General features: G+C 66.2%; 28 protein-coding genes. 11 read left to right on the forward strand and 17 right to left on the reverse strand.

Annotated elements, in window-relative coordinates; all coding sequences use genetic code 11:
* Positions 1 to 3: 3 nt before the first annotated feature.
* Together ACFIMZ_RS15290 and ACFIMZ_RS15295 are read right to left on the reverse strand one after the other, a co-directional pair.
* Positions 4 to 780, reverse strand: a complete 777-nt coding sequence (locus ACFIMZ_RS15290; protein WP_431820238.1) for a nuclease — start codon at positions 778 to 780, stop codon at positions 4 to 6.
* Positions 777 to 1,325 (reverse strand): PAAR domain-containing protein, encoded by a 549-nt coding sequence (locus tag ACFIMZ_RS15295; RefSeq protein WP_431820239.1) that lies wholly within the window; start codon positions 1,323 to 1,325, stop codon positions 777 to 779. The genes ACFIMZ_RS15290 and ACFIMZ_RS15295 overlap by 4 nt, the downstream gene beginning before the upstream one ends.
* 782 nt (positions 1,326 to 2,107) lie before the next feature.
* Between ACFIMZ_RS15295 and ACFIMZ_RS15300 the strand changes: the two genes are divergently transcribed.
* On the forward strand, positions 2,108 to 3,481 hold the full coding sequence (locus ACFIMZ_RS15300; RefSeq protein WP_431820240.1) for a TAXI family TRAP transporter solute-binding subunit: 1,374 nt from the start codon (positions 2,108 to 2,110) through the stop codon (positions 3,479 to 3,481).
* An 88-nt stretch (positions 3,482 to 3,569) separates the two neighbouring features.
* Positions 3,570 to 3,737, forward strand: coding sequence for a hypothetical protein (locus ACFIMZ_RS15305; RefSeq protein ID WP_431820241.1), 168 nt, complete (start codon positions 3,570 to 3,572; stop codon positions 3,735 to 3,737).
* 34 nt (positions 3,738 to 3,771) lie between these two features.
* Here ACFIMZ_RS15305 and ACFIMZ_RS15310 read toward each other — a convergent pair whose 3' ends face one another.
* The 4 genes from ACFIMZ_RS15310 to copC form a co-directional block, all read right to left on the reverse strand.
* Positions 3,772 to 4,692: a LysR family transcriptional regulator gene (locus ACFIMZ_RS15310; RefSeq protein ID WP_431820242.1), complete on the reverse strand. Its 921-nt coding sequence runs from the start codon at positions 4,690 to 4,692 to the stop codon at positions 3,772 to 3,774.
* A 137-nt stretch (positions 4,693 to 4,829) separates the two neighbouring features.
* Complete coding sequence (locus ACFIMZ_RS15315; RefSeq protein WP_431820243.1) at positions 4,830 to 5,603, reverse strand: SDR family oxidoreductase; 774 nt, start codon at positions 5,601 to 5,603, stop codon at positions 4,830 to 4,832.
* Positions 5,604 to 5,725: 122 nt separating this feature from the next.
* A complete protein-coding gene (locus tag ACFIMZ_RS15320) occupies positions 5,726 to 6,226 on the reverse strand; it encodes a DinB family protein (protein ID WP_431820244.1) in 501 nt (166 codons plus the stop codon).
* A gap of 54 nt (positions 6,227 to 6,280) precedes the next feature.
* Positions 6,281 to 6,655: a copper homeostasis periplasmic binding protein CopC gene (gene copC, locus ACFIMZ_RS15325; RefSeq protein WP_431820245.1), complete on the reverse strand. Its 375-nt coding sequence runs from the start codon at positions 6,653 to 6,655 to the stop codon at positions 6,281 to 6,283.
* 123 nt (positions 6,656 to 6,778) lie between these two features.
* Between copC and ACFIMZ_RS15330 the strand changes: the two genes are divergently transcribed.
* Complete coding sequence (locus ACFIMZ_RS15330) at positions 6,779 to 7,495, forward strand: pseudouridine synthase (protein WP_431820246.1); 717 nt, start codon at positions 6,779 to 6,781, stop codon at positions 7,493 to 7,495.
* Between the two features lie 106 nt (positions 7,496 to 7,601).
* Entirely contained in the window at positions 7,602 to 7,790 is a 189-nt protein-coding gene (locus ACFIMZ_RS15335) for a hypothetical protein (RefSeq protein WP_431820247.1), read from the forward strand.
* Here the strand turns inward: ACFIMZ_RS15335 and ACFIMZ_RS15340 are convergent.
* On the reverse strand, positions 7,773 to 8,810 hold the full coding sequence (locus ACFIMZ_RS15340; RefSeq protein WP_431820248.1) for an NAD-dependent epimerase/dehydratase family protein: 1,038 nt from the start codon (positions 8,808 to 8,810) through the stop codon (positions 7,773 to 7,775). The genes ACFIMZ_RS15335 and ACFIMZ_RS15340 overlap by 18 nt on opposite strands.
* Before the next feature lie 105 nt (positions 8,811 to 8,915).
* On the opposite strand from ACFIMZ_RS15340, the gene ACFIMZ_RS15345 reads away from it, so the two are divergent.
* From ACFIMZ_RS15345 to ACFIMZ_RS15355, 3 genes are all read left to right on the forward strand, one after another.
* Positions 8,916 to 9,947: a CDP-6-deoxy-delta-3,4-glucoseen reductase gene (locus ACFIMZ_RS15345; RefSeq protein WP_431820249.1), complete on the forward strand. Its 1,032-nt coding sequence runs from the start codon at positions 8,916 to 8,918 to the stop codon at positions 9,945 to 9,947.
* Between the two features lie 285 nt (positions 9,948 to 10,232).
* Positions 10,233 to 11,417: an acetylornithine transaminase gene (locus ACFIMZ_RS15350; protein ID WP_431820250.1), complete on the forward strand. Its 1,185-nt coding sequence runs from the start codon at positions 10,233 to 10,235 to the stop codon at positions 11,415 to 11,417.
* Between the two features lie 13 nt (positions 11,418 to 11,430).
* Complete coding sequence (locus ACFIMZ_RS15355) at positions 11,431 to 11,886, forward strand: GNAT family acetyltransferase (protein ID WP_431820251.1); 456 nt, start codon at positions 11,431 to 11,433, stop codon at positions 11,884 to 11,886.
* 30 nt (positions 11,887 to 11,916) lie between these two features.
* Here ACFIMZ_RS15355 and ACFIMZ_RS15360 read toward each other — a convergent pair whose 3' ends face one another.
* The 8 genes from ACFIMZ_RS15360 to ACFIMZ_RS15395 form a co-directional block, all read right to left on the reverse strand.
* On the reverse strand, positions 11,917 to 12,588 hold the full coding sequence (locus ACFIMZ_RS15360; protein WP_431820252.1) for a DUF2278 family protein: 672 nt from the start codon (positions 12,586 to 12,588) through the stop codon (positions 11,917 to 11,919).
* A 167-nt stretch (positions 12,589 to 12,755) separates the two neighbouring features.
* Positions 12,756 to 13,472 (reverse strand): ABC transporter ATP-binding protein, encoded by a 717-nt coding sequence (locus ACFIMZ_RS15365; protein ID WP_431820253.1) that lies wholly within the window; start codon positions 13,470 to 13,472, stop codon positions 12,756 to 12,758.
* Complete coding sequence (locus ACFIMZ_RS15370; RefSeq protein WP_010090950.1) at positions 13,472 to 14,248, reverse strand: ABC transporter ATP-binding protein; 777 nt, start codon at positions 14,246 to 14,248, stop codon at positions 13,472 to 13,474. The genes ACFIMZ_RS15365 and ACFIMZ_RS15370 overlap by 1 nt, the downstream gene beginning before the upstream one ends.
* A gap of 28 nt (positions 14,249 to 14,276) precedes the next feature.
* Positions 14,277 to 15,443, reverse strand: coding sequence for a branched-chain amino acid ABC transporter permease (locus ACFIMZ_RS15375; protein WP_431820254.1), 1,167 nt, complete (start codon positions 15,441 to 15,443; stop codon positions 14,277 to 14,279).
* A gap of 18 nt (positions 15,444 to 15,461) precedes the next feature.
* Positions 15,462 to 16,412, reverse strand: a complete 951-nt coding sequence (locus ACFIMZ_RS15380; protein ID WP_431820255.1) for a branched-chain amino acid ABC transporter permease — start codon at positions 16,410 to 16,412, stop codon at positions 15,462 to 15,464.
* Between the two features lie 211 nt (positions 16,413 to 16,623).
* Entirely contained in the window at positions 16,624 to 17,817 is a 1,194-nt protein-coding gene (locus ACFIMZ_RS15385) for a branched-chain amino acid ABC transporter substrate-binding protein (RefSeq protein ID WP_431822509.1), read from the reverse strand.
* 267 nt (positions 17,818 to 18,084) lie between these two features.
* Complete coding sequence (ispH, locus tag ACFIMZ_RS15390; RefSeq protein WP_431820256.1) at positions 18,085 to 19,065, reverse strand: 4-hydroxy-3-methylbut-2-enyl diphosphate reductase; 981 nt, start codon at positions 19,063 to 19,065, stop codon at positions 18,085 to 18,087.
* 2 nt (positions 19,066 to 19,067) lie between these two features.
* Complete coding sequence (locus tag ACFIMZ_RS15395; protein ID WP_010090945.1) at positions 19,068 to 19,523, reverse strand: FKBP-type peptidyl-prolyl cis-trans isomerase; 456 nt, start codon at positions 19,521 to 19,523, stop codon at positions 19,068 to 19,070.
* A gap of 139 nt (positions 19,524 to 19,662) precedes the next feature.
* Between ACFIMZ_RS15395 and radC the strand changes: the two genes are divergently transcribed.
* From radC to nadB, 4 genes are all read left to right on the forward strand, one after another.
* The gene (gene radC / locus ACFIMZ_RS15400) at positions 19,663 to 20,418 is read left to right on the forward strand and encodes a RadC family protein (RefSeq protein WP_431820257.1); all 756 of its coding nucleotides are present in this window, start codon (positions 19,663 to 19,665) and stop codon (positions 20,416 to 20,418) included.
* A 283-nt stretch (positions 20,419 to 20,701) separates the two neighbouring features.
* A complete protein-coding gene (rpmB, locus tag ACFIMZ_RS15405) occupies positions 20,702 to 20,935 on the forward strand; it encodes a 50S ribosomal protein L28 (RefSeq protein WP_004186391.1) in 234 nt (77 codons plus the stop codon).
* Positions 20,936 to 20,952: 17 nt separating this feature from the next.
* Complete coding sequence (gene rpmG, locus ACFIMZ_RS15410) at positions 20,953 to 21,120, forward strand: 50S ribosomal protein L33 (RefSeq protein WP_006478046.1); 168 nt, start codon at positions 20,953 to 20,955, stop codon at positions 21,118 to 21,120.
* Between the two features lie 160 nt (positions 21,121 to 21,280).
* Positions 21,281 to 22,867 (forward strand): L-aspartate oxidase, encoded by a 1,587-nt coding sequence (gene nadB, locus ACFIMZ_RS15415; protein WP_431820258.1) that lies wholly within the window; start codon positions 21,281 to 21,283, stop codon positions 22,865 to 22,867.
* Positions 22,868 to 22,942: 75 nt separating this feature from the next.
* On the opposite strand, the gene nadC is transcribed toward nadB, so the two are convergent.
* Both nadC and nadA read right to left on the reverse strand, forming a co-directional pair.
* A complete protein-coding gene (nadC, locus tag ACFIMZ_RS15420; RefSeq protein ID WP_431820259.1) occupies positions 22,943 to 23,827 on the reverse strand; it encodes a carboxylating nicotinate-nucleotide diphosphorylase in 885 nt (294 codons plus the stop codon).
* The gene (nadA, locus tag ACFIMZ_RS15425) at positions 23,824 to 24,960 is read right to left on the reverse strand and encodes a quinolinate synthase NadA (RefSeq protein ID WP_431820260.1); all 1,137 of its coding nucleotides are present in this window, start codon (positions 24,958 to 24,960) and stop codon (positions 23,824 to 23,826) included. The genes nadC and nadA overlap by 4 nt, the downstream gene beginning before the upstream one ends.
* Between the last annotated feature and the right edge of the window lie 58 nt (positions 24,961 to 25,018).

The following is a 25,018-nucleotide window of genomic DNA, read 5'->3' on the forward strand; positions in this document are numbered from 1 at the left end:
TCTTTAAGGGAAGGCGGCACCAGGGGCGAGCGATCCGGGATTTACCGGGGGTGGCAGCCCGAAAGGCCCAGCAGTATTCCCACCTGGGTTTATGCCGAACAGCTCATCCGTATCGGATTGGGTCTGTGCCGACCGGGCGGGCTTGCCCTTCGGCTCTTCGTCATTGCACGGACAATCTGCCCGCCTGAGCGAGACATACTTGCTATCGTCGCCCGCAATCCGCTTGTACGATATTTCTTGCCCGTAGCCGAAACCGTCATCGAACTTCATTTCGACCACGGCTTTGATATTCGATTGTACGGGAGGCTGGCTAGGGTCATTCACGATGACCACATCAGGGCGGCGAATCTGATCGAGTCCGGCCTTTTTGCCCTTGATGTAGCCGCCGAGTTTGCCGGGCCATTTCTCCTGAATCCAGCCCAGCAGGCCGCCGACCGGCGTTAGCGGATCATCATCTTCCATGATCGGCACCGGAGGGGCTGGGGGTTTCGGTCGCATGTCATACGGTACTTCCGGCAAATATTCAGTCGGCTTCCCGGTCATGACCCTAGAAGTCGTGTTCGCGAAATTCAACCGTTCCGCTACGCATTTCTGCCTGAGAATCCGACTTCCTTTTTTTGTCGCGATAGCGACGCCGATGCGACCACATTTGCACATGAGGTCGCAAAGTTGCTTTTTCTCGTCCGGCGACAGTCCACGACGCGCACCTACAACAGTCGTTCGCCCCTCGCCGCCTCCCGATCCCCCGACCGCCGAACCACCCGAATACGGGCCGCTCATGCTTCGCTCGCGCCAGCAGCTCCGGCCGAGCCCGATTGATTGAACGTCAACGACGACGCCTGATTGCTGTTGAGCCAGTCCGTGTGGCCGTTCGCATCCGTCGTGCCTTGGATCGTCTTGCCGTCCGCCGACGTGACGCGGTAGGGATGATTGGCGAGCGGTGCGCGCGTCTCGTCGTCCACGAGCTGGAAGCGTCCGCGATATGCGCCATCGTCTTGCGCGACATTCTGTGCGATTACGCTTTTGCCAGCACCGACCGACCCGCCTCCCCCTGACGTTGGCTCTACCGTCGCCATGCCTTGCGATGCGATCAGCGTAGCGCCGCATGCAGTCTTGTCGCCTTCGGTCGCTACGGCTCGGCCGCCGAACGTCATGCTGCGAACCCGGACGCCAACAATCGGGTAGACGCCGCCACACTTCGGGCACGACACCATGTCGCCTTCGAGCGCGAGCGGCTTCCCGAAAACAATGTTGGTCGACGTGCAAGCCAGCACGCGGCCACCGTGGGAAGTCGTGTCACCTTCCCGAATGAACGCCGAACTCATGCCGAATCCTCGGTGGAAAATGTGCGGCGACTGTAGCACGTGCCGAATAAGGGACTCCCTGTCAAAGTTACCGGGCAATCAAAGGTCGGCGCGCGCGTTGGCGGTGGGCGCGGGCAATCTTTCGCGCAGCCTGTACCAGTCCGGGGGCGTCCCGTACCCCCGCATCGCCAAGCCTGACACGGTTTTCCGGGGAAAAAACGACCGGCGAGCCCTTGTAACACCGTCGCAAAATCGGCAGCGTCACCAACCTGTCACCAGAAATATGTGTGTTTTGGTGACACACTTGGTGACAGCGAAACCCGCATGGGAAAAGGCGCTCCGGAATATTCGGAGGCCTGTCACCAATGTCACCAGCATTTTTTATTTCCGGCGGGGCGCACTGCCGCATAACTCCCAGCGAAAGCGCGCGGGGGTACGATTGGGGGTACGACAACAATTGGTAATCGATTAATTTCCCGTCAAATAAGGCTCTGCGAGATATTTAGCGTGTGCGGCCCTGGCACCATCAAATCCCTTCAAAGCCTTATCAGCCAAGGCTTCCCAGCCTTCCCGCACGCGTTTCTGTGGTAATTTCAGCGGAAGTTGCCGTCCTGCGAAGCGACGCCTGGGCCCGCACACCTTCATCTTGAAGAACCGTCGTCCCGCGCGGACGCCCGGCATGTCCGGCGCCGATGCGCCGCGGCCTGCGGCGCTACTGCGCAAGAAAACCGTCACGATCAACCTCAAGACCTCTGACGTTGGCCAGGCGGCCCACACGAGGCCCGACGAGAGAAGACCCAACGATGCCCAGTGATCACGGAGCGCTTCGCCGGCATGAGAAACCGCCCGCGTCGCCGGTACGCCGGTACCTCGTCGTGGCCGGTACTGCATTGATCCTGGCCGGGCTGGGATGGGTGCTCGTCAGCGTCATCCAGCCAGCGTTGCGCCATACGATCGTCATTACGACGGGCGCCGACAACGGCATCTATCGCGGCTTCGCAGATCGCTACGCCGCGATCCTCAAGCGCGACGGCATCACGCTCGATATCCGCAGTTCCTCCGGCTCGATCGAAAATTACGAGCGGTTGACGAGGCCCGACAGCGAGTACGAAGTGGGTTTCATTCAATCGGGCACGACGACGCCGAAGGAGATGGACCACCTGCAGACAATCGCCGCGGTCTCGTATGAGCCGATCTGGGTGTTCTATCGTGGCAACACGACGGTCGACCGGTTGTCGCAACTGCGCGGCAAACGGGTGGGCATCGGCGTGCCCGGCAGCGGACTGCTCAATGTCTCCCTTGTCCTGCTCGGCTATAGCGGCATCACACGGGACAATACGACCCTCGATCAAGTGGACGCGGCCACCGCCTATCAGCGCCTCGAGCACGGGGAGCTGGATGCCGCTTTTTTCATCGGCCGGCCCGACGCGCCGATGCAGCAAACCTTGCTCAACAGCGACCTGAAGCTGATGAGTTTCGCGCAAGCAGACGCCCTCGCGCAGAAGTTTCCATCCCTGTCCAAGATCGTCTATCCGCGCGCCTCGACCAGCGTCGCCGACGATCGGCCGCAGGCAGACGTCACCCTGCTGGCCGCCACGGCGCTGCTCGTGGCGAGAGACACGCTGCATCCTGCCTTCGTCTATCTGCTGCTCGATGTCGCCAAGATGGTCCACGGCCACGAGGACTACTTCACCCCGATCGGCACGTTCCCCAACCTGAATACCGAGGAATTTCCGATTGCGGACGAAAGCACGCGCTACTTCAAATCCGGCCGTCCCTTCCTGCAGCGCTACCTGCCATTCTGGCTGGCCAGCTTTATCGAACGACGCCTGCTCGTCCTGGTTCCTTTCGCAGCATTGCTCCTGGGCCTGTTGCAGGCATTGCCGCGCATGGTGGAGGCGCATTTGAAAAAGCGGCTGCTGATTTGCTATGGGGAGCTCAAGCTGCTGGATGACGCAATCTGGGCCAACCGGCAGCCGACCCGCGACCAGATCGCGCGCTGGAGCCAGGAAATCGATGACATCGATGCGCACGCCAGTCAGATGCGCATGCCGAAGCGCTACTTTCGGGACCTGTACGCGCTCAAGCAGGCGATCGGTGTCGTAAGAGAGCGCATTTCCACCGAAATCAAACGCCCCTCCTCCGCCGCCACTGCGCGCGGCACTGAAAGACAGTGACGTCCCAAGCGCTTGCGCGCTCGCAGCGCAACGCACCGGCTTGCCCGATGGTCCAAGCAACAGGCACAACGCAGCACGGAGGCGGCCTATGTCCCTGCGAGCAACGTCGAAACGAATCTGCGCGGGTATGCTGGCGTCCGCGCTCTGGTTCGCGCTGTACGGCTGCGACATCCTGAGCCAGCCGCCCGTGCCGGACTGGCCGGGCCCGCACGCCCCCTATCCGTTCCCGGACAACGTCCCGCATCGCACCGAATGAGCGCGCGGCGCACGCGCCTGCCGCATCACGCCGGTCAGCCGCCGCGCGCCCGTTCCCCCAGCGCATCGCCCATCAGCTCCGCGAACCACTCGATGAACGCATTGAGCCGGCGCGACCGGTGCCGGCGGTGCGGATACACGGCCGACACGTCCATCGGCGCAGCCCGGTAGCCCGGCATCACCTCGACGAGCGCGCCGCTGGCGAGCAAATGCGCGACGTCGAAGCGCGGAATCTGGATCAGCCCCATCCCCGCGATGCAGCTTGCGATGTAGGTCTCCGCGTTGTTGACGATCACGCGGCTCGGCAGCGCGAACTGACGCGCCGCGCCGTGCTCGCACACTTCCCACGGCAGCTCGCGTCCCGTCGTCGGCGATGCGTAGCCGACCGCGCGGTGCCCGTGCGCGAGCGCATCGGGATGCTCGGGCACGCCGCATTCGCGCAGGTAGCCCGGGCTCGCGCAGTTGATCAGCACGAATTGCCCGAGCGGCCGCACGACGAGGCTGCTGTCCGCGAGCCGGCCGACCCGGAGCGCGCAGTCGACGCCCTCCTGCACGAGGTCGATCGAGCGGTCGGTGGAGCCGAGCGACAGCTGCAGCTTCGGATGACGCCGGAACAGCGACGGTAGCGCGGGCGCGATCACGCGGCGCGCGATCCGGCTCGGCACGTCGACGTTGAGCCGCCCGACCACGTCCCGGTCGCGGCCGCGGAACAGGCGGTCGAGCTCGTCGGCCTCGGCGAGCAGGCGCCGGCCGCGCTCCAGCAGCAGCGCGCCGTCGGCGGTCAGCTGCACCTGCCGCGTCGTGCGATGCAAGAGCCGCGTGCCGAGGCCCGCCTCGAGCTGCTGGACCGCCGCCGACACGGTCGCGCGCGGCACGTCGAGCGCGTGCGCCGCCTTGATGAAGCTGCCCATCTCGGCAACCTGAAGGAAGATCCTGACCTGGTCCAGCTTGTCCATCGGCAAGAAGCGTGGGTTCGGGCGCCCGCAGTGGTCCGGCGCGCCGGATGCGAAAAATGCGCGCGGCCGTGATGCCCGCGCGCCCGTCCATTGTCCACGCAAACCGGCCATTGCGGTGCGCGGCCTCGCCCGGCCGATTACTTGGTCGTATAGCCGCCGTTGATCAGGATCGTCTGGCCGGTGATCCACCAGCCGTCGGTCACGAGGTGGCGGATGAACGGCACGACGTCCTCGATGTCGGTCAGGCCGGTCTTGCTGAACGGCGACAGCGCCGCGGCCGTCTTGTGGTACGCGACCGCGTCGGCGCCTTCGGCCGGATAGAAGAACGGCGTGTCCATCGGGCCCGGCCCGACGGCCGTCACCGAGATCCCGCGCGCGCCGTACTCCTTGGCCGCTGCGCGCGTGAAGTGCTCGACCGGCGCCTTCGCGCCCTCGTAAGCGGCGTAGAACGGCGTGAACGCGCCGAGCAGGGACGTCACGAGCGTGACGAGCTTGCCGTGATCCTCGAGATGCCGCCCCGCTTCCTTGATGAAGAAGAACGCCGACTTGCTGTTGACCGCGAACATCTCGTCGTATTCGGCCTCGGTGATCTCGGTGATCGGCTTCTTCAGCACCTTGCCGACGGTGTTGATCGCGATGTCGATCCTGCCGAAGCGCTGCTTCACCGCGTCGAACAACTGCTCGACCGCGCCGGCCGTCGTCAGGTCGGCCTGGAACGTCGCGGCGTCGGCGCCAGCCGCCCGCACCGCGGCGGCCGTTTCCTCGGCCTGCGGCTGCGTCGCCGCGCTGTTGTAATGGATCGCCACCGCCTTCGCGCCGTGGCCCGCCAGGTCCCGCGCGATCAATCCACCGAGGTTCTTGGCGCCGCCTGCGATCAGGACGACCTTGTCTGCGAGCGTGTGAGTGGCCACGGTTGACTCCTTTCTCGTTGAACGAAGCTCCGAGTGTAGGCAGGTCCGCGCCGCAGGTCAGCCGGCCGGGGCTGGATGGATTATCCAGAAATTCGAGCCAATCCGGCGCCCCACGCGCACGCTCAGCGCGCGTGACGCTCGGCGTCGATCCTGCCGAGCAGCCACTGCATCCCGGCCAGGTGCTGCTGATCGTGGCTGCACAGGTAATGGACGAGCCCGCGCACCGTCAGCGCGCCGTAGCCGTCGAATTCGCCGGTGCGCGCCAGCTGGGCCGGCGTGAGGCGCGACACGATGTCGACCGTCCGGCGCCGGGCGTCGCGAAACGCGGCGAGCACGTCGGACGCGCCGGCATCGTCGTAGCGCCGCTCGATCGCGAGCGCATCGCTGTCGAGCGACACGAGTCGCGGCCGATCCTCGTCGAGCATCCGGCGCAAGCGCACGTGATACCCGTCGATCTCGATGTCGCGCACGTGGCAAAGCTGCCCGAGCGGCGAAAACCGTTCGCTCGGAATTCCTTCCCAGTCGCCGGGCGTCCAGCGTGCGTACCCGTCGGGCACCGCCGCGTAGTGGGCTTCGAGCAGCCGGGGAAAATCGGCGAGTGCGTCAAGCGTCGTCGGGTTCATGCGAGCGTCTCCGTGTCGAATGCGGGGGCAGCGGACGCCGCCCCGCCACCGTGGTCATTTCACGCTGAAGCGGTACGTGCCTTGCGTGCGGTGTCCGTCCGTCGCGACGGCCACCCATTTGACGGTATAGCCGCCCGCCCCGAGCACGGACAGCGGCACCGTCATCCGCTTGCGGTTCGCGGCCTCGATGTTCGCCTTGCCGTCCGACACCGTTTTGCCGGCGCCGTCGACGACGACGATCGAGCTGAAGGCCGGCTCGAGCGGCTCGGTGAAGTCGAGCGTGACGGCGGTCGGTGCGACGGCCAGCGCGGCGTTGGCCGCCGGATCGGATTTCGCCGGCCGCGCATGCGCGAATGCGGCCGTCGACACGGTCGCGGCGAGCGCGACGGCGGCCGCCTTGCGGCCGAGGGAGAGCAGATCGAAAGTCATGTTCTTGTTCGTGATGATGGATCGGATGCCGCGCGTGCGAACCGCCCGCGGCGCTCCGGCAGCTTACCAGCGCGCGCGCCGTCGCGCCGGGGAGCGGGCGCCGCTTGATAGAATGCGCGCGCTATGGATCTCGAAAGCATTCTCTTCACCCAGGGCTTCGGCTCGCGCCGCCAGTGCCGCGGCCTCGTCGAGGCGGCGCGCGTCGCGGTCGCCGGCGCGCCCTGCACCGACCCCGACGCCGAATTCGACACCGACGGCCTGGTCTTCTCGGTCGACGGCGTCGCGTGGCCGTTCCATGCCCGCGCGTATCTCGCGCTCAACAAGCCGGCCGGCTACGAGTGCTCGCGCGATCCGCAGCATCACGCGAGCGTGTTCAGCCTGTTGCCGCCGCCGCTCGTCGCGCGCGCCGTGCAGTGCGTCGGCCGCCTCGACCAGGACACGACCGGCCTGCTGCTGCTGTCCGACGACGGCCAGTTCGTTCACGCGTACACGTCGCCGAAGCGCAAGGTGCCGAAAACCTACGTCGCGACCGTGCGCCACCCGCTCGACGACGCGCAGCTGCACGCGCTGCGCACGGGCGTCCAGCTGCACGGCGAGCCGAAGCCGATCGCCGCGGTCGCGGCCGACGCGCGCGACGCGCACGTGCTCGCGCTGACCGTGCTCGAAGGCAAATATCATCAGGTGAAACGGATGGTCGCGGCGGCGAGCAATCGCGTGGAGGCGCTGCACCGCGAAAGCATCGGCGGATTCGCGCTGCCGGCCGACCTCGAGCCGGGCGCCTGGCGCTGGTTGAGCGAGGCCGACCTGGCGTCGCTGCGCAATACCGTCAAAACCCTGTAAGGGAAAATCCGCACGACCGTTCGACGATCGGCCGCGCAGCGGCCGCCCGATCCCCCGCTATACTCGAATTACAAGCTGTTACGAGCAGCGATGCTGGGGAGACATCATGCACATCACCAATTCGATCTACCTGTCCTATCTGATGATTGCGTTCGCCGTGGTCGGGTCGCTTGCGATCGGCGGGCTGCTGGCCTTCATGCGCGCGACGCACAAATACCATCCGAACCTGATCGGCGCGCTGATCGGCGCGTTGCTCTGCTTCCTGCTGATCGAGGCGTTACCCGCGCTGACCTGACGCACCGCCGGGCGCGAGCGTTTGAAGGAAATCGTCTACGGTCGGATAGCGCAACGTCACGCACAATTCGCGCTTGAGCCGTGCGTTGGACAGCCGCCGCGACTCGCGCATGAACGACAGCAGCGTCGGCTCGAGCAGGCGCTCGGCGTCGGCGCGGCTCACGCGCGGCGGCGGCGGCAGGCCGAACACCTGCGCGACCCGGTCGAAATACTCCCCCATCCGCAGTTCGCTGTCGTCCGACGCGTGCACGGCGCGCGACGGCCTGCCGCGCGCGGCCGCGCGCAGCAGGATCATCGCGAGGTCGTCGGCATGGATGTGGTTCGTGTAGACGTCGTCGGCCGGCGCAAGCGCCGGCGTGCCGCGTTCGAGGCGCGCGAGCGGCAGCCGGTTCGCCGCGTAGATGCCGGGGATCCGGACGATGCGCGCCGACAACCCGCCGCGCACGGTCGCGGCGCGTAGTTGCCGCTCCGCCGACACGCGGCGCAACGCGCGCGGATTGGCGGGATTGAGCGGATGCGTTTCGTCGATGCGCGCGCCGCCGCAGTCGCCGTATACGCCGGTCGTGCTCGCGTAGACGAGCGTGGGCGCGCGAAGACCGTCGGGTACAATACGCGCTGCCCGCGAGGGCGTGCCGGCCTGCCGCAGCGCCGCGCGCGCGGCCCGCAGCCTGCCGGATGCCGGCGCGGGCTGCGCGAGCCGCCGCCCGGGCACGGTCAATGCGGCAACGAGCGCACGCGTGCGCCGGTCGTCGCGGCCGTCGGGCTGCGGCGGCGCGAGATGCAGGATCGTGCGCGGAGCAAGCCCCGCGAGGCGGGCCAGCGTCGACGGTCGGTCAAGGTCGCCGACGATCGGCGTCGCGCCCGCGGCGCGCAGTTCGTCACGCCGGGCCGGATGGCTCGTCAGCGCGACGATCCGCCGCTCGCCGCGCCGCGCGCGCCATTGCGCGATGCAGCGCAGGCCGACGTCGCCGCAGCCGACGATCAGCACGCGCGGACGGCGCAGGATTCGTGTCGCGATCATGATGTTTGCGAAATCAGTAGCCACCGTTGCGCAGCGCGCAACGGGTTGCATTGTAGCTGCCGTGCGCAACATGCACGGTCCCCACATTTTGTACTAGTTGGTTCTATGGCATTCAACGTCACTCTCAAGCAAAGCGGCCGGCAATTCCAGGTCGAGTCGGACGAAACCGTGCTGGCGGCCGCGCTGCGCCAGAACGTCCATCTGCCGTACGGCTGCAAGAACGGCGCGTGCGGCTCCTGCAAGGGGCAGATCGTGTCGGGCCAGATCGAGCAGGGCCCGCACGCCGCGTCGGCGCTGTCCAACGACGAGCGCACGCGCGGCCTCGCGCTGCTGTGCTGCTCGAAGGCGCAATGCGATCTCGAGATCGACGTGCGCGAGATCGCCGGCGTCGACGGGGTGCAGGTCAAGAAGCTGCCGTGCCGCATCGCCGCGCTCGAGCGCAAGGCCGACGACGTGATGGTGCTGAAGCTGCAGCTGCCGGCCAACGAACGCCTGCAGTACCTCGCGGGCCAGTACATCGAATTCATCCTGAAGGACGGCTCGCGCCGCAGCTACTCGATGGCGAACGCGCCGCACGAGGAAGGCCCGATCGAGCTGCACATCCGCCACATGCCGGGCGGCAAGTTCACCGACCACGTGTTCGGCGCGATGAAGGAGCGCGACATCCTGCGCTTCGAGGGCCCGCTCGGCACGTTCTTCCTGCGCGAGGATTCGGACAAGCCGATCGTGCTGCTCGCGTCGGGCACCGGCTTCGCGCCGATCAAGGCGATCATCGAGCACGTGAAGCACCGGGGCATCACGCGTCCGATGACGCTCTACTGGGGCGCGCGCCGCAAGAAGGACATCTACCTCGCCGAGCTCGCCGAGCAATGGGCGAGCGAGATTCCGAACTTCAGGTTCGTGCCGGTGCTGTCCGAACCGGACGATGCCGACCAGTGGACCGGCCGCACCGGCTTCGTCCATCGCGCGGTGATCGAGGACCTGCCCGACCTGTCGGCGCACCAGGTCTACGCGTGCGGCGCGCCGGTGATGGTCGAGTGCGCGCAGCGCGACTTCACCCAGCATCACGGGCTGCCCGCGGACGAGTTCTACGCGGACTCGTTCACGAGCGCCGCCGATCTCGCGCATCCGGTCTGAGCCCCGGCCGGCTCCCGCGCCCCGCACGCCGCCGCGACACATTTGTTGCATTGCGGCGGTTTACAGTGGGACGCGGGATGCCGTATGCTTGCGCACATGAACCGCTTCCTGTCCACTCTCCGACGTCGCCGCTCGCCGCTCCGCCTGGATGCCGCCGGCTCGTCACGGACTCGCGCGTAACCCTCTACCCGTTACGCACAAGCTGTTCGAACCACCCAGCCACGGCAACTACCGTGGCTTTTTTATTGTCCTTTTCCCTTTGACCGCCAGCAGGAGTCTGCCGCCATGCCCCTGAACGATTATCCGATCGACTCGCTGATGTACATCACGACCCGCCCCGACATCGTGTTCACGCACGGCAAGGGTTCATGGCTCTACGATCACACCGGCAAGCGCTATCTGGATTTCATCCAGGGCTGGGCGGTCAACAGCCTCGGCCACTGCAACGACGGCGTCGTCGAGGCGCTCAAGTCGCAGGCGGAAAAGCTGCTGAACCCGTCGCCGGCGTTCTACAACGAGCCGATGGCGAAGCTCGCGGGCCTGCTCACGCAGCACAGCGCGTTCGACAAGGTGTTCTTCACGAACAGCGGCGCCGAAGCGAACGAAGGCGCGATCAAGCTCGCGCGCAAGTGGGGCCGCAAGTTCAAGGACGGCGCGTACGAGATCATCACGTTCGACCACAGCTTCCACGGCCGCACGCTCGCGACGATGTCGGCGAGCGGCAAGCCGGGCTGGGACACGCTGTATGCGCCGCAGGTGCCGGGCTTCCCGAAGGCCGAGCTGAACAACATCGAGTCGGTCGAGAAGCTGATCAACGGAAAGACCGTCGCGGTAATGCTCGAGCCGATCCAGGGCGAAGGCGGCGTGATCCCCGCGACGCGCGAATTCATGCGCGCGCTGCGCGCGCTGACGAAGCAGCACAACCTGCTCCTGATCGTCGACGAAGTGCAGAGCGGCTGCGGCCGCGCGGGCACGCTGTTCGCGTACGAGCTCGCCGACATCGAGCCGGACATCATGACGCTCGGCAAGGGCATCGGCAGCGGCGTGCCGCTCGCGGCGCTGCTGTCGAAGGCCGACGTCGCGGTGTTCGAGGCCGGCGACCAGGGCGGCACCTACAACGGCAACCCGCTGATGACGGCGGCAGGCTATTCGGTGATCTCGCAGCTCGTCGCTCCTGGCTTCCTCGAAGGCGTGCGCGCGCGCGGCGAATACCTGAAGCGCAAGCTGCTCGAGCTGTCGGAAGAGCGCGGCTTCGAGGGCGAGCGCGGCGAGGGCCTGCTGCGCGCGCTGCTGCTCGGCAAGGACATCGGTCCGCAGATCGTCGAGAAGGCGCGCGAGATGCAGCCGGACGGCCTGCTGCTCAACGCGGCGCGCCCGAACCTGCTGCGCTTCATGCCCGCGCTGAACGTGACGACCGAAGAAATCGACCAGATGATGGCGATGCTGCGGTCGATTCTCGACACACTCTGAGGAAATCCGCGCGATGGATGCCGCCGCCGATGACGTTGCGATCCGTCCGTTCGATCGCGCCGATACCGACGCCGTGCTCGCGGTCTGGCGCGATGCGTTCCCTCAGTACAGCGAGACGGACGCGCCGCCGCACCGCGATCCGCTGCGATCGATCGAGCTGAAGCTCGCGACGCAGCCGGAGCTGTTCTTCGTCGCGGTCAGCGGCGCGCGCGTCGTGGGCACGCTGATGGCCGGCTTCGACGGGCATCGCGGCTGGCTTTACTCGTTCGGCGTCGCGCACGATGCGCGCCGGCTCGGCGTCGGCCGCGCGCTGGTCGCCCATGCGGAGGCCGCGCTCGCCGCGCGCGGCTGCCTGAAGGTCAACCTGCAGGTGCTGCCCGGCAACGACGACGCGTGCCGCTTCTACGCGGCGCTCGGCTACCGGGTCGAGGAACGCATTTCGTTCGGCAAGACGCTGCCGGCGGCGTGACGCGAACGCCGGCAGCGTCGGCGGCCGGCCTCACTGCGTGATCGGCTCCGCGCCCGGCAGCGGATTGCCGAGCGCGTCGGTCGGCACTGTCTGCTGTTCGAACGCGGCGAAATACGCGGCCCACTGCGTATCGCTCACGCGCACGATCAGCGCGCCGTCCTGCCAGATGTCGTTGTGGTCATTTTGGTCGTCGCCCGCGCGATGCAGGAAGTGCGGGCCCGACGAACCCTGGTTCATGTGCGTGTCGTGGATGCCGTTGCCTTCGACATACGTGCGGCCGAACACGACCACATCGAGCCCCTGCGACTGCGCGGCATCGACGAGCCGCAGCAGCGACGGAATCGGCTCCGGGTGCTCGCTGCCGTCCATCACGTCGCTCGCGCGCCACGCGCCGGTCTCGTTCAGGATGTCGCTGCGCAGGTAGTCGAGCGCGGGCAGCGCGGCCTGCCCCGTCAGATCGGCATAGCCCTGCGTTGCGCCAGCGAGCGTCTGCGTGATCGGGTGGTGGAAATCGTAGACGAGCTTGTAGTTCAACAGGTCGTCTGCGTCGTTGGTGCCGACGTTGATCGCGACATCCCAGTCGCCATCCGGCAGCGCGAGCGTCAGGTGGATGTGATACTGGATCTCGCTGCCGTGCGGCAACGCCTTCAGCCCCGCCACCGCCTTGACCTTCGCCTTCACGAAACCGTAATCCAGGCTCATGCGTGTTCTCCGTGTGCCGATGGACTTCCCATGGTACGCCGCGTGCATGTCGATTTGCGGACGGCCGGTCGCGGACGGCGCGCGCCATGAAAAAAGGCCGTCACGGCGAACCGTGACAGCCTTTCGCAAGCCCTTGCGCGCCGCCTGCGGCGACGCGCGGGGCCCGTTCATTCGCCCAGATACGCTGCCCGCACCTTCGGGTCGTCGAGCATCTTCTTCGCGTCGCCTTCCATCGTGACCGTGCCCGAATCCATCACGTAGGCGCGGTCGGCGGCCTGCAGCGCGAGGCGCGCGTTCTGCTCGACGAGCAGCACCGTGATGCCCTCCTTCGAGATCGTGCGCACCACTTCGAAGATCTTCTCGACCATGATCGGCGACAGGCCCATTGACGGCTCGTCGAGCAGCAGCAGCTTCGGCTTGGAGAGGATCGCGCGCGACATCGCGAGCATCTGCTGCTCGCCGCCCGACAGCGTGCCGGCAAGCTGCGTCGCGCGCTCCTTCAGGCGCGGGAAGAAGCCGAACATCCGGTCGACGTCGCGCTTGATCTGCTCCGTGTCGTTGCGCAGATACGCGCCCATCTGCATGTTCTCGATGATCGACATCCGCGCGAAGATCCCGCGGCCTTCCGGCACCATCGCGAGGCCGCGCTTCAGCAGTTCGTGCGTCGGCACGCCCTTGATCGACTTGCCGTCGTACTCGATGTCACCCGCCGAGAACGGCTTCAGGCCCGTGATCGCCTTCATCGTCGTGGTCTTGCCTGCGCCGTTCGCGCCGATCAGCGTCACGAGCTCGCCCTGACGGACTTCCATGTCAACGCCCTTGACGGCCTGGATGCCGCCGTAGTTGACCTGCAAGCCCTTGATTTTCAACATTGCCGCTGCCATCAGTGCACCCCTGCGCCGAGATATGCCTCAATCACCTTCGGGTCCTTCTGCACGTCCTGCGGCAGACCCTGGGCGATCACCTTGCCGTAATCGAGCACCGTCATCCGGTTGCACAACCCCATCACGAGCTTCACATCGTGCTCGATCAGCAGGATCGTGCGGCCGTCCGAGCGGATCTTGTCGAGCAGGCGCGTCAGCTCCACTTTCTCCGTCGCGTTCATCCCGGCCGCCGGCTCGTCGAGCGCGAGCAGCTTCGGATCCGTCGCGAGCGCGCGCGCGATTTCCAGGCGGCGCTGGTGACCGTACGACAGGTTGCGCGACGTGTAGTCCGCGTACTGCAGCACGCCGACGTATTCGAGCAGCTCGATTGCGCGCTCCTTGATCTCGCGCTCTTCCTGGCGTTCCGCCGGAGTCTGGAACACCGCGCCCAGCAGCCCATGCTTGGTCCGCACGTGGCGGCCCACCATCACGTTCTCGAGTGCCGTCATCCCGCCGAACAGGCGGATGTTCTGGAACGTCCGCGCAATGCCCGTCTTCGCGACCTGGTGCACCGCGGTCGGCTTGTATTCCGCGCCGTCCAGCCTGAATTCGCCGGAGTCCGGCGTGTACAGGCCCGTGATCACGTTGAAGAACGTCGTCTTGCCGGCGCCGTTCGGGCCGATCAGGCCGTAGATCTCGCCTTCCTTGATCTCGAGGCCGACGTCGGACAGCGCCTGCAGGCCGCCGAAGCGCTTGTTCACGCCTTTCACGGACAGTCGGATTTGCTTGTCGCTCATGTGTGTTTCTCCTTCCGCTGTCAGTCCGTTATGCGCGCGCCGACTTGGCGCTGCGCTTCGCCAGTTTCGCGATCTTGTCCTCATGCTTCGGCGCCGGCCACAGGCCTTCCGAGCGGTACAGCATGATGACCACCATCGCGAGGCCGTACAGCGCCTGGCGGATCACTTCGGTGTCCACGATGTCGTGGCCGAAGATCGCATGCTGCAGCGGGCTCATCGTCGAACGCAGGAATTCCGGGAAGATCGCGAGCAGCACCGCGCCGAGGATCACGCCCGGGATATGGCCCATGCCGCCGAGCACCACGCAGGCCAGCACGACGATCGACTCCCAGAACGTGAACGATTCCGGCGACACGAAGCCCTGGAACGAGCCGAACATCGCGCCCGACAGGCCGCCGAACGACGCGCCCATCGCGAACGCGAGCAGCTTCACGTTGCGGGTGTTGATGCCCATCGCCTTCGCCGCGATCTCGTCCTCGCGGATCGCCGCCCATGCGCGGCCGATGCGCGAGTGCTGCAGGCGCGTACAGGTCCAGATCACCAGCAGCGCGCACAGCACGAACAGGTAGTAGTACATGTAGACCGACGGCAGCTGGATGCCGAACAGCGAGTGCGTCTGCGCGAGGCTGAAGTCGCCGGCGTGCACCGGATCGATCCCCGTGATCCCCTTCGGGCCGTTCGTGATGTTCACCGGACGGTCGAGGTTGTTCATGAAGATCCGCACGATTTCACCGAAGCCCAGCGTGACGATCGCGAGGTAGTCGCCGCGCAGCCGCAGCGTCGGCGCGCCGAGCAAAATCCCGAAGATCGCGGCGATCGCCATCGCGATCGGCACGATGATCAGGAACGGCACGTGCAGCCCGCCGGGCGCGAGGTTCGCGATCCACTCGAACTGCGTGGTCAGGTGCGGCGAGCTCAACAACGCCGCCGTGTATGCACCCACCGCGTAGAACGCGATGTAGCCCAGGTCCAGCAGGCCGGCGAAGCCGACCACCACGTTCAGCCCCAGCGCGAGCATCACGTACAGCATCGCGAAGTCGAGCACGCGAACCCAGTAGTTGCCGCCGGCCGCGCCGATGATGATCGGCGCGGCGATCACGAACGCCGCGGTGAGGATCCCGATGGTGACGGTCTTCGCGGTGTTGCGTTCTTCGACGAGCGTCGTCGAGGTTTCGATCGGTTGAATGGATGTCATGTTGTTGCTCCCCTTCCGTTACGCGCGGTCCGCGACACGTTCGCCCAGCAGGCCGGACGGACGGAACACGAGGACGATGATCAGCACGATGAACGCGAACACATCCTGGTAGTTGCTGCCGAACACGCCACCCGTCAGATTGCCGATATAGCCGGCGCCCAGCTGCTCGATGAGACCGAGCACCACCCCGCCGACCATTGCGCCCGCGAGGTTGCCGATGCCGCCCAGCACCGCGGCCGTGAAGGCCTTCATGCCCGGGATGAAGCCCATGTAGAAGTGCACGTTGCCGTACTCCGACGCGATCATCACCCCGGCGAGCGCGGCGAGCGCCGAGCCGATCATGAAGGTCGCCGAGATCACGAAGTTCGCGTTCACGCCCATCAGGCTGGCGGTGTTCGGGCTTTCCGCGATCGCGCGCATCGCGCGGCCGAGCTTGGTCTTGTGCACGAGCAGCAGCAGGCCGCCCATCACGAGGAACGCGACGGCGATGATCACGATTTCGGTCATCGAGATCACGGCGCCGGGCGTCGTGTCGGTGGCCTTGATCACGTTGATCGGGTCGGTCGGCAGCAGCTGCGGGAACGGCATCGGGTTGCGCGACCAGATGATCATCGCGGCGGTCTGCAGCAGGATCGACACGCCGATCGCGGTGATCAGCGGCGCGAGACGCGGCGCGCGGCGCAGCGGCCGGTACGCGACCCGCTCGATCGTGTAGCCGACGGCGGCGCACACGATCGCGGCGATCCCCAGGCCGATCGTCAGTGTCGCGACGTTGCCAAGCTGCGGGAAATGGTTCTGCAGCACGGTGATCGCGGAGAGCGCGACCATCGCGCCGATCATCAGCACATCGCCGTGCGCGAAGTTGATGATGCCGAGAATGCCGTACACCATCGTGTAGCCCAACGCGATGATGGCGTAGACACTGCCGAGCACCAGCCCGTTGAGGATCTGCTGGACGAAAATATCCATTTAAAGCTCCTTGGCCCGTGCTGCCGGATGAGGCTGCGCCCCGCGGGTAAGCGAGGAATCACGTCGTCTCGGCGGCACTGCGGGTACTAGAAAAGACCGGTAAGGGTGGATCGTCCCGGCGTGCGCCGCCCGGCCTGTACAGCCGGACCTGCCGCCGGAGCGGATACGGAAACGGCACCGCACTGTTCCGGCGCCGTCACGAGTCCCGTCGCTACATCGTCACGACATCGAGGACGGTTTTCTTTGCCTCCTTGAAGTCGTAGAGCGTAATCGCCCCCTCTTTCAGATCGCCGTTCGGGGCGAATGCGATGCGACCGATCACCCCGCGGTAGTCGGTCGACGGCATCGCAGCCAGCACCTTGGACGCCTCGATCGAGTTGGCGCGCTTCATTGCATCGACGATCACGTAGACCGCGTCATACGTGAACGGCGCGTAGATCTGCACCGGCGTGTGGAAACGGTCTTCATACTTCTTCTGGAAGTCCGCCCCTTTCTCCATCCGCGACAGGGCGAGCCCCGCCTCCGAACAGATCAGGTTCTGCACCGCGTTGCCCGCGAGCTCGACCACCTTGTCGGTACACACGCCGTCGCCGCCAAGGATTTTTGCTCCGATACCGAGCGCCATCGCCTGCTTCGCAAACGGGCCGCCCGTCGCGTCCATGCCGCCGTACATGATGACGTCGGGATGGTCGCGCTTGATCTTCGTCAGGATCGCCTTGAAGTCCGTCGCGCGGTCGTTGGTCGCTTCGCGCGCGACGATCTGCGCGCCCGCCGCCTTGACGGTCTTCTCGAATTCGTCGGCAAGCCCCTTGCCGTAGGCGGTCGCGTCGTCGACGACCGCAAAGCGCTTCGCGTGGAGCGCATGCAGCGCGTAGTTGGCGAGCGCAGGGCCTTGCTGCGCGTCCGTCGCCACGACGCGGTAGGTGGTCTTGAACCCCTGCTTCGTATAGTCGGGGTTGGTCGAGGATGGTGAAATCTGCACGATGCCTGCGTCGCTGTAAATTTTCGACGCCGGGATCGACACCCCCGAATTGAGGTGCCCCACTACGGCCACGACCCGGTCGTCGACCAGCTTCTGTGCAACTTGCGTGCCCGCCTTCGGATCGGCCGCGTCGTCCTCGGCGACCAGTTCCAGCCGAACCGGGTGCGCGTCGATCGTCAGGCCATGCGCATTGATTTCCTCGATCGCCAAACGTGCCCCGTTTTCATTGTCCTTGCCGAGATGCGCGATGCTGCCCGTCAACGGGGCGGCATGACCGATCTTGACGACGCGCACGTCGCTGGCCGGCGGTGCCGCGGACGCCGCAGCCTCCTTGCCCGCCCCGTCGTCGCTCTTTTTGCTGCAGGCGGCGAGCATTGCAACCGCTGCGGCGACGGACACGGCGTAAGCCAACTTCACATGCATTAAATAGGTCTCCTGCGCCTTGCCAAAACCAGGTTCCAAGGCCACTCCGGCCTGAAAACGGGCGAATTGTAACTCCATTTATAGAACGCCAATATTCCTGATTTGATGGGGTTTTCCTGCATTGCAACCAATTTTGAGACAAGGGCTTGGCGACAAATAGCAACCCGGTTGCACCAACTACGGGAATATCGGTTGCGATTGCGATTTCGACGTGTAAAAAAAAGCGCGCCGTGAGGCGCGCTTCGATGTACCGCTGTGTGTGGCGGGTCAGGCCGCGGGCGGCAGGTTCAGGCCGCGTGGCAGCGGGAACGACACGCTCTCCTCGATCCCGTCGAGCGCGCGAACGTTGCGCACGCCGAGTTCGCGCAGACGCGCGATCACCGCCTGGGCGAGCACCTCGGGCGCCGACGCGCCGGCCGTCACGCCGATGCGGCGCTTGCCGGCGACCCACGCCGGATCGATCTGGTCGGGTGCATCCACCATGTATGCCGCGACACCGCGCTTCTCGGCCACTTCGCGCAGCCGGCTCGAATTCGAGCTGTTCGGGCTGCCGACGACGATCACGACGTCGCACTGCGGCGCCATGAACTTCACCGCGTCCTGGCGGTTCTGCGTTGCATAGCAGATGTCCTGCTTCTTCGGCTCGCGGATGTTCGGGTACTTCGCCTTCAGCGCGGCGATGATCTCGGCCGCGTCGTCGACGGACAGCGTCGTCTGCGTGACGAGCGCGATGCGCTCCGGATCGGCGAGCTCGAGCTTCTGCACGTCCTCGACGCTCTCGACGAGATGCATCCCGCGCTCGACCTGGCCCATCGTGCCTTCGACTTCCGGGTGCCCCTTGTGCCCGATCATGACGATGTCGACGCCATCCTGGCGCATCTTCGCCACTTCGACGTGCACCTTCGTGACGAGCGGGCACGTCGCGTCGTAGACGCGCAGCCCGCGCACGCCGGCTTCGTCGCGCACCGCCTTCGATACGCCGTGCGCGCTGAAGATCACGGTGTTGCCGGACGGCACTTCCTCGAGTTCCTCGACGAAAATCGCCCCCTTCTTCTTCAGGTCCTCGACCACGTACTTGTTGTGGACGATCTCGTGGCGCACGTAGATCGGCGCGCCGTACATCGCGATCGCGCGTTCGACGATCTCGATCGCGCGATCGACCCCCGCGCAGAAGCCGCGCGGCTGGGCCAGCAGGATTTCGGCGTCGGCGGCGACGGTCTGTCCGGACAGCGTATCGGTGGTGCTCATGATTACAGGATCCCGATGATTTTCACTTCAAACGTGAGCGCTTGGCCCGCGAGCGGATGATTGAAGTCGAACAGCGCCGAGGTTTCGCCGACCTCCTTCAGCACCCCTGCATATCGACCGCCGTCCGGCGCGTTGAATTCGATCAGGTCGCCCGGCGTGAAGTCCTCGCCGATCATCCCGTTCTCGCGCAGCGTCTTGAGCGTCACGCGCTGGAGCATGTCCGGATTTCGGGGTCCGAACGCCTGTTCGGGCGCTAGCTGATAAGTCGAATGGTCGCCCACCCTGAGCCCGACGAGAATCTGTTCCAGCGAGGGCGCCAGCTGCCCTGCGCCGAGCAGCAGCGTCGCGGGCTTGTCGGAAAAGGTGTTGACGATGTCGGCGCCGTCGGCCAGTGCCAGCCGGTAGTGCAGCGTGACGTGCGAACCGGGCTTCACTTCGGAAAGATCGATGAGGCTCATGAATTACTCGTTCAGTCGGCGCCCGATGCGGCCGCGAGGCCCGGCGCAAAACCGGTATTGTAAGTCACCTGAGCGCGCAAGGCGGAAAGTGCGACGACGTTGCACAGGCCTGCCTGCCCGCCACAATGGAGAATCAACCATGCCGCAACAATTGTCGCCCCTCCCCGAATGCCGCGACGCCGCCGATGCCGCGCCGCGCGCGTCCGGGCAGCCCAAGCGCGGCGCGGCGCGCGCGAAACGGCCCGACCTGCCGCGCGAGCGGCTGCTCGAGCGCGGGCCGGCCGCGCTGTCCGACGACGAGCTGATCGTGCTGCTGCTCGGCAACGGCGTGTCCGGCCACAACGTATTTGACAGCGCGCGTGCGCTGCTCAAGCAGTTCGGCAACTCGCTGCGCGGGCTGCTCGACGCGACCCCGGCCGATTTCCGCGGCCACCCCGGCATCGGCGAAGCCCGCATCGCCCGGTTGTCCGCGGTCGCCGAGCTCGCGCGGCGCGCGCTCGCGGAGAAGGCGCGCGAGCATCTGCTGATCGATTCGCCCGGCGCGGTCGAGGATTACCTGCGCCTCGTGATCGGCACGCGCCCGTACGAAGTGTTCATGACCCTGTACCTCGACGCGCGCCACAGCCTCGTCGACAGCGAGGAAAGCGCGCGCGGCTCGCTGACGCGGATGGCCGTCTACCCGCGCGAGATCGTGCGCCGCGCGCTGTCGGTGAACGCCGCCGCGCTGGTCGTCGCGCACAATCACCCGTCGGGCGCGGTGCAGCCGAGCGCGGAGGACCGGCGCCTGACCCGCGTGCTGCGCGACGCGCTCGCGCTCTTCGACGTGCGCCTGCTGGATCATGTCGTCGTCGGCGCGACCGATACATTCTCGTTCGCACGCGCCGGCTTGCTGTAAACTATGCCGGGCCGCGCAGGCCGGTCCTGCCGAAGCCCGCACCAGACGGGCTCCGGCGGGCAGCGCACGCGCGCCACGACGGCACGCTGAAATTACGTTTGATTTTCCTGAACTTTTTCTGCTAGAATCGCCGTCTGTCTTTTTTCCAACCAGTTCTAGCCATCGAAGGGCCTTGTCTGTTAAGGGCTTGGGCGTTCTGAGTGCAGCTATGGATCACGTGGCTGCTCGATGAGAACCTTCACCGGCGATCGAACCCCGAATTTAGCGTATTAGGAGTGCTCTCATGGCACGCGTATGCCAAGTAACTGGGAAAGCGCCGATGAGCGGCAACAACGTTTCCCACGCAAACAACAAGACGAAGCGCCGCTTCCTGCCGAACCTGCAAAACCGCCGGTTCTGGGTGGAGAGCGAAAACCGCTGGGTGCGCCTGCGCGTCTCGAACGCCGGCCTGCGCCTGATCGACAAGAACGGCATCGATTCCGTGCTCGCTGACCTGCGCGCACGCGGCGAAGCCTAAGCCCAAGGAGCACAATCATGGCAAAAGGCGCACGCGACAAGATCAAGCTCGAGTCGACCGCTGGTACGGGTCATTTCTACACGACCACGAAGAACAAGCGCAACATGCCGGAAAAGATGGCGATCAAGAAGTTCGATCCCGTCGTCCGCAAGCATGTGGAATACAAAGAAACCAAGATCAAGTAATCTCCGGTTTCCAGCAGCCTGATGGTGACCAAAAAGCCCCGCAATCGCGGGGCTTTTTGTTTTGCGCGCACGCTTTTGCCCGACGCGGTATGCTCTCCCCTTTCCGCGGCTGCGCCGCCGGAATACACAAGATCAAGCGTGCAATGATGGAGATGCAGCAATGAAATTCGACGTGGCGATCGTCGGCAGCGGCCTGGCAGGCCTGTCGGTCGCGCTCAATCTGGCCGACACGCGGCGGGTCGCGCTGATCGCGAAGCGATCGATGATGGAAGGCGCGAGCGACAACGCGCAAGGCGGTATCGCCGCGGTGCTCGATTCCGCGGACAGCATCGAGAACCATGTCGACGACACGCTGGTCGCCGGCGGCGGCCTGTGCGACGAGAGCGCGACGCGCTACATCGTCGAGCACGGCCGCGAAGCGATCGAATGGCTGATTTCGCAGGGCGTGCCGTTCACGAAGGACGACGCCGCCGAGCTCGGCTTTCACCTGACCCGCGAAGGCGGCCACAGCCACCGCCGCATCATCCACGCCGCCGACGCGACCGGCCATGCGGTGCTCGCGACGCTGTCCGAGCGCGCGCGCCGGCACCCGAACATCACGTTCCTCGAGAACCATCACGCGATCGACCTGATCACGTCCGAGCGGCTCGGTCTACCCGGCCGCCGCTGCCACGGCCTGTACGCGCTCGACGTCGACAGCGGCCGCACCGTCACGATCGAAGCGCCGCACACGGTGCTCGCCACCGGCGGCGCCGGCAAGGTCTACCTGTACACGACCAACCCGGACACCGCGACCGGCGACGGCATCGCGATGGCGTGGCGCGCGGGCTGCCGCGTCGCGAACATGGAATTCATTCAGTTCCACCCGACCTGCCTGTTCCACCCGTACGCGAAGTCGTTCCTGATCTCCGAGGCCGTGCGTGGCGAAGGCGGCCTGCTGAAGCTGCCGGACGGCACCCGCTTCATGCCCGCGCACGACCCGCGCGAAGAACTGGCGCCGCGCGACATCGTCGCGCGCGCGATCGACTTCGAGATCAAGAAGCGCGGGATCGACTGCGTGTACCTCGACATCAGCCACCAGCCGGAAGCGTTCCTGCGCGAACATTTCCCGACGATCCACGCGCGCTGCCTCGAGTTCGGCATCGACATCGCGAAGCAGCCGATTCCGGTCGTGCCGGCCGCGCACTACACGTGCGGCGGCGTCGTCACCGACCTAGCGGGCCGCACCGACCTCACCGGCCTGTATGCGGTCGGCGAAACGTCGTACACGGGGCTGCACGGCGCGAACCGGCTCGCAAGCAACTCGCTGCTCGAATGCCTCGTGATCGGCCGCGCGGCTGCCGGAGCGATCGAGACGGCCGGCTTCGACGTCGACTCGCCGGGCGCGCTGCCCGCGTGGGACGAGAGCCGCGTGTCGGATCCCGACGAGGAAGTCGTCGTCGCGCACAACTGGGACGAATTGCGGCGCCTGATGTGGAACTACGTCGGCATCGTGCGCACCGACAAGCGCCTCGAACGCGCGAAGCACCGGCTGTCGCTGTTGCGCGACGAGATCCACGAGTATTACGCGAACTTCCGCGTGAGCCGCGACCTGCTGGAGCTGCGCAACCTCGTCGACGTCGCGATGCTGATCGTCAAGAGCGCCCAGTCGCGACGCGAAAGCCGCGGTCTGCATTACAGCCGCGACTGGCCGCACACGCTGCCGAAGGCGCTGCCGAGCGTGCTGATGCCGAAAGCGCGCCGCTGAGCCGCACGCCGCACCAGCAAAAAAGCCGTTGGCAGAACGCCAACGGCTTTTTCGTCTGCGGATTGCGCCGCACGGTCAGTCGACGATGCGCATCGAATAATCGGTCGCGCGCACGTCCTTCGTCAGCGCGCCGATCGAGATGCGATCGACGCCGGTCTCGGCGAACGCGCGCACCGTATCGAAATTGACGCCGCCCGACACTTCGAGCACGGCCTTGGCCGCAGCCACGCGCACTGCCTCGCGCATCATGTCGAGCGTGAAGTTGTCGAGCAGCACCGACTGCGCGCCGTGCGCGAGCGCCGTGTCGAGTTGCGCAAGCGTCTCGACCTCGACCTGCACCGGCACACCGGCATTCAGCGCGAACGCCGCGTCGAGCGCTTCGCCGACGCCGCCCGCGGCGGCAATGTGGTTCTCCTTGATCAGGATCCCGTCATACAGCGCGAGCCGCTGGTTCGCGCCGCCGCCGACTCGCACCGCGTACTTCTGCGCGAGACGCAGGCCCGGCAGCGTCTTGCGCGTATCGAGGATCTGCGCGCGCGTGCCCTCGATCCGGTCGACATAGCGGCGCGTCGCCGTCGCGACGCCGGACAGCAATTGCAGGAAGTTCAACCCGTTGCGCTCGGCGGTCAGCAGCGCGCGCGCCGGGCCTTCGAGTTCGCAGACGGTCGAATCGGCCATCATCCGGTCGCCTTCGCGATACTGCCAGCGCACGTCGATCGCCGGATCGATCCGGCGCATCACCGCGTCGAACCAGGGCACGCCGCACAGCACGGCTTCTTCGCGCACGATGATGCGCGCACGGCGGCGCTCGCCGGCCGGCACGAGCCGCCCGGTCTGGTCCCCCGTGCCGACGTCCTCGGCAATCGCATCGGCGACGTTGCGCGCGAGCGCGTCGTCGAACGCGGCGCCGTAGTGCGCACGGATCGTGTCGTAAAGCGGGGAAACGGCGCTGGTCGTCATGCCGCCCCCACGTTCGCGAACAGTTGCTGGTCGCGCTGCAGGTCGCCGCTCGCCTGCACGCGCTTCTTGTGAGCGGCCGCGAAATCGAGCATCCGGTCGATCGGCAGGCGCGCGCGCGCGCCGATTGCCGGGTCGACGAAGATCTCGTTATGGCCGCGCTCGAGCACGTCCGCGAGGTTCGCGAGGCCGTTCATCGCCATCCACGGGCAGTGCGCGCAGCTCTTGCAGGTCGCGCTGTTGCCGGCCGTCGGCGCCGCAATGAAGGTCTTGCCCGGCGCCGCGAGCTGCATCTTGTGCAGGATGCCGAGATCGGTCGCGACAATGAAACGCGTCGCGTCCAGCTTCACCGCCGCGTCGATCAGCTGCGTCGTCGAGCCGACGACGTCGGCCAGCGCGACGACGTTCTCCGGCGATTCCGGATGGACGAGCACCTTCGCGTCCGGGTATTCGGCGCGCAGCAGGTCGAGCTCGATGCCCTTGAATTCGTCGTGCACGAGGCACGAACCCTGCCACAGCAGCATGTCCGCGCCGGTTTTCTTCTGGATGTAGCTGCCGAGATGGCGATCCGGCGCCCAGATGATCTTCTCGCCGCGGGCGTGGAGATCCGCGACGATCTCGAGGCCGATCGACGACGTGACCATCCAGTCCGCGCGCGCCTTCACGGCTGCGCTGGTATTCGCGTAGACGACGACGGTGCGGTCCGGATGCGCATCGCAGAACGCGGAGAATTCGTCGGCCGGGCAGCCGAGGTCGAGCGAACAGGTGGCGTCGAGGTCCGGCATCAGGATCCGTTTGCCGGGGCTCAGGATCTTCGCGGTTTCGCCCATGAAGCGCACGCCCGCGACGACGAGCGTCTGCGCGTCGTGGTCGCGGCCGAAGCGGGCCATTTCGAGCGAATCGGCGACACAGCCGCCGGTTTCGTCGGCGAGTTCCTGCAATTCGGCGTCGACGTAATAGTGCGCGACCAGGACTGCCTTCTTGCGGGCCAGCAACGCCTTGATGCGCGCCTTCAGTGCGGCGCGCTCCTCGGGGGACGGCGTCTCGGGCACCTTCGCCCATGCCTGCCCGACGCCGCAGACTGCGCCTGCCGCGACCGGCCGGTCGTACTCGACGGGTTTGATCGTCGATTGCATCTCCATATCTCCTGTCGATCGGAGTTAGCGCTTCAGCGCTTACTCCGATCCCATGCTT

This window comes from Burkholderia sp. F1 (assembly GCF_050813845.1).
GTDB lineage: Bacteria > Pseudomonadota > Gammaproteobacteria > Burkholderiales > Burkholderiaceae > Burkholderia > Burkholderia ubonensis.

Excerpts from the sequence above, each read along its gene's own strand:
- ACFIMZ_RS15385 (WP_431822509.1), bottom strand. The coding sequence starts at position 17,817 with ATGCATGTGAAGTTGGCTTACGCCGTGTCCGTCGCCGCAGCGGTTGCA.
- ACFIMZ_RS15365 (WP_431820253.1), bottom strand. The coding sequence starts at position 13,472 with ATGGCAGCGGCAATGTTGAAAATCAAGGGCTTGCAGGTCAACTACGGC.
- rpmB (WP_004186391.1), top strand. The coding sequence starts at position 20,702 with ATGGCACGCGTATGCCAAGTAACTGGGAAAGCGCCGATGAGCGGCAAC.
- ACFIMZ_RS15295 (WP_431820239.1), bottom strand. The coding sequence starts at position 1,325 with ATGAGTTCGGCGTTCATTCGGGAAGGTGACACGACTTCCCACGGTGGC.
- nadC (WP_431820259.1), bottom strand. The coding sequence starts at position 23,827 with ATGACGACCAGCGCCGTTTCCCCGCTTTACGACACGATCCGTGCGCAC.
- ACFIMZ_RS15370 (WP_010090950.1), bottom strand. The coding sequence starts at position 14,248 with ATGAGCGACAAGCAAATCCGACTGTCCGTGAAAGGCGTGAACAAGCGC.
- nadA (WP_431820260.1), bottom strand. The coding sequence starts at position 24,960 with ATGCAATCGACGATCAAACCCGTCGAGTACGACCGGCCGGTCGCGGCA.
- ACFIMZ_RS15355 (WP_431820251.1), top strand. The coding sequence starts at position 11,431 with ATGGATGCCGCCGCCGATGACGTTGCGATCCGTCCGTTCGATCGCGCC.
- ACFIMZ_RS15330 (WP_431820246.1), top strand. The coding sequence starts at position 6,779 with ATGGATCTCGAAAGCATTCTCTTCACCCAGGGCTTCGGCTCGCGCCGC.
- radC (WP_431820257.1), top strand. The coding sequence starts at position 19,663 with ATGCCGCAACAATTGTCGCCCCTCCCCGAATGCCGCGACGCCGCCGAT.
- rpmG (WP_006478046.1), top strand. The coding sequence starts at position 20,953 with ATGGCAAAAGGCGCACGCGACAAGATCAAGCTCGAGTCGACCGCTGGT.
- ACFIMZ_RS15320 (WP_431820244.1), bottom strand. The coding sequence starts at position 6,226 with ATGAACCCGACGACGCTTGACGCACTCGCCGATTTTCCCCGGCTGCTC.
- copC (WP_431820245.1), bottom strand. The coding sequence starts at position 6,655 with ATGACTTTCGATCTGCTCTCCCTCGGCCGCAAGGCGGCCGCCGTCGCG.
- ACFIMZ_RS15395 (WP_010090945.1), bottom strand. The coding sequence starts at position 19,523 with ATGAGCCTCATCGATCTTTCCGAAGTGAAGCCCGGTTCGCACGTCACG.
- ACFIMZ_RS15350 (WP_431820250.1), top strand. The coding sequence starts at position 10,233 with ATGCCCCTGAACGATTATCCGATCGACTCGCTGATGTACATCACGACC.
- ACFIMZ_RS15360 (WP_431820252.1), bottom strand. The coding sequence starts at position 12,588 with ATGAGCCTGGATTACGGTTTCGTGAAGGCGAAGGTCAAGGCGGTGGCG.
- ACFIMZ_RS15305 (WP_431820241.1), top strand. The coding sequence starts at position 3,570 with ATGTCCCTGCGAGCAACGTCGAAACGAATCTGCGCGGGTATGCTGGCG.
- ACFIMZ_RS15345 (WP_431820249.1), top strand. The coding sequence starts at position 8,916 with ATGGCATTCAACGTCACTCTCAAGCAAAGCGGCCGGCAATTCCAGGTC.
- ACFIMZ_RS15300 (WP_431820240.1), top strand. The coding sequence starts at position 2,108 with ATGCCCAGTGATCACGGAGCGCTTCGCCGGCATGAGAAACCGCCCGCG.
- ACFIMZ_RS15335 (WP_431820247.1), top strand. The coding sequence starts at position 7,602 with ATGCACATCACCAATTCGATCTACCTGTCCTATCTGATGATTGCGTTC.
- ACFIMZ_RS15375 (WP_431820254.1), bottom strand. The coding sequence starts at position 15,443 with ATGACATCCATTCAACCGATCGAAACCTCGACGACGCTCGTCGAAGAA.
- ACFIMZ_RS15290 (WP_431820238.1), bottom strand. The coding sequence starts at position 780 with ATGAGCGGCCCGTATTCGGGTGGTTCGGCGGTCGGGGGATCGGGAGGC.
- ispH (WP_431820256.1), bottom strand. The coding sequence starts at position 19,065 with ATGAGCACCACCGATACGCTGTCCGGACAGACCGTCGCCGCCGACGCC.
- ACFIMZ_RS15380 (WP_431820255.1), bottom strand. The coding sequence starts at position 16,412 with ATGGATATTTTCGTCCAGCAGATCCTCAACGGGCTGGTGCTCGGCAGT.
- ACFIMZ_RS15310 (WP_431820242.1), bottom strand. The coding sequence starts at position 4,692 with ATGGACAAGCTGGACCAGGTCAGGATCTTCCTTCAGGTTGCCGAGATG.
- ACFIMZ_RS15340 (WP_431820248.1), bottom strand. The coding sequence starts at position 8,810 with ATGATCGCGACACGAATCCTGCGCCGTCCGCGCGTGCTGATCGTCGGC.
- nadB (WP_431820258.1), top strand. The coding sequence starts at position 21,281 with ATGAAATTCGACGTGGCGATCGTCGGCAGCGGCCTGGCAGGCCTGTCG.